Origin of the sequence: Exiguobacterium sp. s80 (genome assembly GCF_018618725.1) — a bacterium.
GTDB lineage: Bacteria > Bacillota > Bacilli > Exiguobacteriales > Exiguobacteriaceae > Exiguobacterium_A > Exiguobacterium_A oxidotolerans.
Genome location: NZ_JACSMP010000018.1, coordinates 1 through 5,771 on the forward strand (window position 1 = coordinate 1; position 5,771 = coordinate 5,771).

At 40.2% G+C, this 5,771-nt stretch carries 7 protein-coding genes and 1 pseudogene; 7 read left to right on the forward strand and 1 reads right to left on the reverse strand.

Annotated elements, in window-relative coordinates:
- Positions 1-132 (forward strand): annotated as a pseudogene (locus KNP94_RS16185) (relaxase/mobilization nuclease domain-containing protein); the annotation flags it as partial.
- Between the two features lie 292 nt (positions 133-424).
- Positions 425-1,216 (forward strand): hypothetical protein, encoded by a 792-nt coding sequence (locus KNP94_RS16040; protein WP_251132692.1) that lies wholly within the window; start codon positions 425-427, stop codon positions 1,214-1,216.
- Between the two features lie 77 nt (positions 1,217-1,293).
- On the opposite strand, the gene KNP94_RS15640 is transcribed toward KNP94_RS16040, so the two are convergent.
- Positions 1,294-1,767: a hypothetical protein gene (locus KNP94_RS15640; RefSeq protein WP_215115953.1), complete on the reverse strand. Its 474-nt coding sequence runs from the start codon at positions 1,765-1,767 to the stop codon at positions 1,294-1,296.
- An 82-nt stretch (positions 1,768-1,849) separates the two neighbouring features.
- Between KNP94_RS15640 and KNP94_RS15645 the strand changes: the two genes are divergently transcribed.
- The 5 genes from KNP94_RS15645 to KNP94_RS15665 form a co-directional block, all read left to right on the forward strand.
- A complete protein-coding gene (locus KNP94_RS15645) occupies positions 1,850-2,281 on the forward strand; it encodes a hypothetical protein (RefSeq protein ID WP_215115954.1) in 432 nt (143 codons plus the stop codon).
- Positions 2,282-2,462: 181 nt separating this feature from the next.
- Positions 2,463-2,657, forward strand: a complete 195-nt coding sequence (locus KNP94_RS15650; protein ID WP_215115955.1) for a hypothetical protein — start codon at positions 2,463-2,465, stop codon at positions 2,655-2,657.
- A 469-nt stretch (positions 2,658-3,126) separates the two neighbouring features.
- Positions 3,127-3,855: a hypothetical protein gene (locus KNP94_RS15655; RefSeq protein WP_215115956.1), complete on the forward strand. Its 729-nt coding sequence runs from the start codon at positions 3,127-3,129 to the stop codon at positions 3,853-3,855.
- Between the two features lie 1,426 nt (positions 3,856-5,281).
- On the forward strand, positions 5,282-5,611 hold the full coding sequence (locus tag KNP94_RS15660; protein ID WP_215115957.1) for a MobC family plasmid mobilization relaxosome protein: 330 nt from the start codon (positions 5,282-5,284) through the stop codon (positions 5,609-5,611).
- The coding region (locus tag KNP94_RS15665) for a relaxase/mobilization nuclease domain-containing protein (RefSeq protein ID WP_215115958.1) at positions 5,578-5,771 on the forward strand (194 nt) is incomplete at its 3' end. The genes KNP94_RS15660 and KNP94_RS15665, both read left to right, overlap by 34 nt.

A 5,771-nucleotide genomic window follows, 5' to 3' on the forward strand; every position in this document is an offset into this window, starting at 1 on the left:
ACGCATACGGACAAGGAGCATATTCATAATCACATCATCATCAATGCCGTGAATTTCGAGAGTGGCAGCAAGTATCAGTCTTCGAAGAAGGACTTACATCGGATTCGCGAGGAAAGTGATCGACTCTGTCAGGAACGAGGATTGTCCGTCATCGTGAAAAAGGACGCTCCGGTTCGTTATACATTGGCGGAAAAAGCCCTTCTCGAGAAGGGCAAGACCTCTTGGAAGGACGAGATCCGGACGAAAATCGAGGAAGCGAAGAGAGCGACGATGAACTACGAAGCATTCAAAGGATATCTGCTTGAAAAACATGAAATTGAAGTACGAGAACGGGGAAACACGACGACGTATTACGATCATGCGAATAAAAGACGAGTACGAGACAACAAACTAGGGTCAGATTACGAGAGGGAGGTCATCAAGGATGGGTTTGAAAGACCAATTGAAGGCGAAAGAACAAACGATGGTGAAGTCGGAGGAAACACCGGAGTATCACGTGGAGAACAAACAGGAAGCGCCACTCCGTCAGACACAAGAACCCTTGATTCCGAACGAACAGGAGCTTCTAATGCGTCTGAGAGCCGTCGAGGGCTATCTGTCGACCGTCCTGCAGGAAGTCGTTCAGAAGGAAATGACGTTCCAACAGGAAATCGAGAACCTCGTTCAGATCAGCAAGGACACCGAAGAAGTGACGCATTTGATTATGAAGAATTCAACCGAAAGCTTGAACAGTCGAAGCAAGGAACTCGAAGAGCATACCAGCAAAATAAACGGACAACTTCAGGCATTGATCGAAACGTACTCGAATCAACTCACCAAGAACCAGCAAGTCCTTCACGAGCAGCTGAAGAGCATACAGAGTACACACCTCGACCAATTGAACGAAAGCCACAAGATGATCAGCGACCAACTCAAGCAAACGAGCGAGAGGGCCAACAGCAGCATCATCGCGCAACAAAGCGAACTAAAACGGATACTCGAGAACAACACACAGAAGATCGAGACCGAAATGAGCAGTCTCAAGAGCAGGCACGAACAGCAGCTAAACGAAATATCAGCAAGTCTTTCGAACAAGATTTCGAGCGTTAAATGGAAAATCATCAAAACAGAATGGCTGGATGCAGGAAAACAAGGACTGATGACAGCAATCTTCCTCGTTCCGATCTACCTTCTGTTTCGTTTCATCGCTTCACTAATAAGTATTGAATTACCTTAAAACTAAAGATGAAGGAGCATATCTATTAGATATACTCCTTCATCTTTTAAATTTAGAACAATAGCTTAATTTACTGATTAATTGTTATATCTAATTTTTTCTTTCATCCAATTGAGAGATGTGGTACCGGTAGATGTAGCTTTGTACATAGATACAGCGCCTGACGTCGGCGATACTTTATAAAGGGTCACTGAACCATCAGGATTAGGTGATTTTTGGACCTTTACTCCTGGAAGTATCGAATTAAAATCACGCGAGGCTTGAGCAGCATCAGCATTTTTTACATAATTTTTAACTCCCGTTCCAGAAGTATTGGTAAGTCGAGCAGTACTTCTAACTGCTCCCCATCCTATTGGAGTTGTTTTCGAACAAAGAATCTCAACATCTGTTTCTTCCATTTCGACAGAATCAGTAAGCTCTATTCTATCGAAATCTGAAACCACTTCTTCTTTTTCAGAAAAAGGTCTACATGATGCCTGAACAGGGGCATCTGATAAAGAAATATTAAAGAAAAAGAAAAATGTTAAACAAAATACAAGAATTTTTTTCACTGTAAAACCTCCTTTTTATGTATGATAATACAAAAGAAGTCTAAATTGTATGAATTTTCTAAATTCGTTAGGAGGGTGTTTATTGAACAACATAAATCTTGATTTTTTACTTAACGTCGAAGAATACGAATTGGAATTGGATACGATGTCATTGAAAAGTAATGACCATTACGCGATCGATATGTACTTTTACGGATCTGAGAATGCAACAAATCTTTTAATAAACGATCCTTCGCGCGACTATTTTTTGATGCGTTTTGAAAAATATGCTGTATTTATGGGGACTCTTCAAGAACATGGAATTCTTGAAGAAGGACTCAGGAACCCTCATCCGGTAGTGAAGCTAAAGGAGTCAGTTTTTGGTGAGTTCGCTGAGAAACATATGAAAACAAATGAAATCTATACAGAACGTGGTGAACTCCATTTATTTGCTATTAGAACATTTGAACAAGAATTTTATATTCTTTCTTATAGTGATCCCATGGTCATAAACAATATGGCTAAGAGCGAGTAAAAAGTTTGTGAAAACGGTCGATTTCGACCGTTTTTTTCGTGCTTGGCTCTGCAGCGTCGTCATCATTGCTTGGAATTGTCATTTCACGCAACCTTGTCAGTTTTTGCTGAATTTCGACCGATTTAAATCATTTTTTCATGTAGCATGGATTTATGTCATATTTCATAAGGAGTAGCTTCTAATGCGTTACCTTCGGTACTTCGTCTACTTCATGTTACTCGTCCTTGTCGACTACTACATGAGCAAATACGTTTCTTATAACAAAGAACTAGTCCCTATGTTAATCAAATCAGCAGCCTTATTGATAACTGCTTTTTCATTACTCTACATCGAACAACAAATCAAGAAGAGTAAAAGAAAAAAAGAAAGAACGTAACCATAAGTTCCATCTTCTCTCTGAATGCCTTTTTACGATTTTTGCTTTCCTGATCTACCGCACTTCGTTTGCTGGCGTACTCCGTCACAAGCATAATAAAAAGCCATCATTTTCTGAAGAAACTGATGGCTTTTTATTATTTATCTACTCTCTTCTTATTCAGTTTTTCTACGTCTAGTAAACGATACAAGGAATAGTGTAAAGGTAATGATTGGTAGCAGATACCAGATCGAATTACGTTCAAAGATATGCTTGAATTCGAATATAATCGCTATGAATTGAGCAATATACATCCACATGAAAAATGTACTAACTAGTAAGATTGCTTCAGCTGTTGTTATAAAAACTTTTTTTTGATTCTCCATAAAAACCTCCATTAAAAATTCATTTTTATAAACGTATTTAGGCATAACGTTACACTAACAAAAAAAAGTTTTTTTGTAAATTAGGGTGATGAAACCATATTTTTGTGTCACAATGGAAAAGAATTGTTAAAAAAGAGAGAAAAAAACATTCGAAAATCCAAAATCAGAAAGAAGGAATTAAATTGAATCCACTCATCAAGTCTTCTCTACTAGCAAGCAGTGCATTGTTTTTAACTGTAGGATTTCAGCTAAATACCGTCCAGGCAAATGAGGATGATACGAATGTGAAATCAGAACAAACAGATTTAGAAAGTAACGATCGCCTAAGCGAAATAGACTTTGATAAATTAACAATTGTAGAACAAGATGGCTCTGAATCTTTCTTTGAAACTAAAGAAGATATGCAGTTATACATCACCTACTCTAACCTACCAAATACAAAACAAAATGTAGGGCTTAGATCAATAAGTGCTGCAGGAGCAATTGGAGAAACAGTTGTTGGAACAGAATACAAAAAAATGAAATTTCTTTCCTATTCCAAATATACACCAAGTTGGGCAAAAGCAAGTTCGTATACACTGAGCCAAGGTAGATCTGATACATTCTCATCAAGCTTTGATACTAAATTTGGTGCTGTAAGTGCTTCCTTCACCAAAAACTATGGAACAACAACTACGATTCCTGCCAATAAAAAGAAATATAGTCGCATTGCAGGATACGCTGATTTAAAAATCCAAAAAATTCGTGTATCACTTCCAAATATGAGTTCAAGCTTTTATAAAAATAAAGTAACCAAACAAGCAAAATACGTAAAACCCAAATATAAATCGTAAAGAAAAGAAGAGGCTATCAACATAGTCTCTTCTTTTTTGAATATACAAGATTCTACCGCACTTCGTTATCGGCGTTTACGCCTTCACTTCGTTTGCTGGCGTACTGCGTCACATTGAATGGACTCGCTTCGCTCCCTCCTTCAACGTTCCTCGCACGACATGTTCTCCAGTCGTTGATCTTCATCTTTCCTGCATTTTCTTTTCCTTTTTTTAATCAAAAAGACTTGATGCACTAAAAGAGCATGTACATACTGCGGTAGGCAGGCGAGGAAAACGGCTGGATGGGCAGACTAACCCCTTGAAAATAAAAGGATTAAATCTGCCCAACGTTTCTGCGTCCAGTGTAGGACGAGGTATCCGTATGTCTAGGCGTTCCAAGACTGCAGGGGAATCACGCCCCCACGATATGACTTGCTGCGCATCATCGCGCACACAAGGCGTTTCCACGCCCTACCTTGCTGCCTTTCGGCGACTCGTCATATAATCCACTCTGACGTGGCCAGAAGCCACCTCAGGTCGTGTCACAGCAATCATACAGCCGCCTACTAGGAAATTCCCCACCGTTTGTCGTGGGACTGCCTACGGTCTCGTACCATATGACCCCGTCTGAACCTCTCAACGATCTTTACCATATCCTTATGAGGACTTAGGCTATGTACAGGGCTTTACGTCCTTCCCCTGCTAACGTCGCACCACCTACTGGAACTGCGGTGATGACCGATCTATTTTACTGCGTCGGCTAGATGAACCTACTCGTTTAAAGAGCGAGTGCTGACCTCTTTTATATGTAAAACCAAAACAAAAAGGACATCGTTCGATAGCAGGTTTCGCAAAACTCGCTACTGAACGATGTCCTTTTTCTGTACTAAAACCTTGTAAAGTATAGGTTTCCTTAGTATGATAAGTTCATCTAAGTTGAAGCCACGTGTCGTGTGTCTTCAACGATCAATAGCTAGTGCTTGAACACTCGCTATTCAAAAGCGTCACTTCAGTGATCATCTACTCGTTTGGCGACAAGTAGGTAGGAGAAGTGGCGTTTTTTGTGTTTTCGTCCATATTTTGTTACTGCTTATTGTACGCTTACATTAGTTTTCTGACAATACACGAATTCAATATTTGTATAAGACTTTCAAAAGGAATACTCCTTTTTGACAGTCTTATACAATGAATTCTTTAAAGCGATCTACTAAGCTACTTCCTCAAGGAAGTAGCTTCTTTCGTCTCCCACGACGAAAGAACACTCTCTAATTTTTTAGAGAAAGGGGCTCGGGGAAACCCCCGACAAGCTGTATGTGCGACACGAAGTGGCTAGCAAATACGAAGCTTGCCAACCCCTCTATATATGAAATAAGATAGATGAATAAAGTTTATTTATTCATCTATCTTATTCGACATACTTCGACACTATTCAGAGGGGGCGGTTGTTATGAAGGCGAACCGAAAAGAGAACCGACAGGTCAATTTTCGAGTGAGTGAATCCGAATTTGAGAAACTTTCTGAGATAGCAGAAAGTTTTCAAATGAGTGTGCCGGCTTATGTCAAAAAGCAGGCACACGGATCGAGAATGCGACCACCGAAGATTGATCGAGAGGGCGCATTTGAGATGGCCCGTCAATTGCGTGCCATCGGGAACAACGTAAACCAGATGACCAAACACGCAAATGAGGGCAAATCAGTACCGAAAGAAGAACTGGAAAACATACAAAAGGAGTTGAATCAGATATGGCAACAATTCAACTCGGCAATACAAAAGTAGCCAACAAGCTCATTTCCTACGCTGAGAAACGGGCAGAAGAACGCTCAGGGGTCGATTGTCCACCGGAGTACGCCAAGTCTCAGATGAAGGCGACGAGAGAATTATGGGGCAAACCGGACGGAATTCAAGCCCACCATGTCATTCAATCCTTTAAGCCAGG